The following is a 607-nucleotide window of genomic DNA, read 5'->3' on the forward strand; positions in this document are numbered from 1 at the left end:
AGTTAAATTAATTGGCATTCGGAGTTTGTCTGAATTCGGTAACCCGAGAGGGGCCCCTCGTCCAAACAGTGCTCTACCTCCAATAATCATCACTTGAGGCTAGCCCTAAAGCTATTTCGGAGAGAACCAGCTATCTCCAAGTTCGTTTGGAATTTCTCCGCTACCCACAAGTCATCCAAGCACTTTTCAACGTGCCCTGGTGCGGTCCTCCAGTGAGTTTTACCTCACCTTCAACCTGCTCATGGGTAGGTCACATGGTTTCGGGTCTACATCATGATACTATGGTGCCCTCTTCAGACTCGGTTTCCCTACGGCTCCGTCTCTTCAACTTAACCTCGCATCATAACGTAACTCGCCGGTTCATTCTACAAAAGGCACGCCATCACCCATTAACGGGCTCTGACTACTTGTAAACACACGGTTTCAAGTTCTCTTTCACTCCCCTTCCGGGGTACTTTTCACCTTTCCCTCACGGTACTGGTTCACTATCGGTCACTAGAGAGTATTTAGCCTTAGGAGATGGTCCTCCCAGATTCCGACGGAATTTCACGTGCTCCGTCGTACTCAGGATCCACTCAAGAGAGAATATGTTTTCGACTACAGGATT

At 48.4% G+C, this 607-nt stretch carries 1 rRNA gene; it reads right to left on the reverse strand.

Annotation, left to right across the window (positions count from 1 at the left end):
• Window positions 1-607 (reverse strand): 23S ribosomal RNA (locus AC3A84_RS16165); the annotation flags it as partial.

Source organism: Paracidovorax sp. (assembly GCF_057642795.1).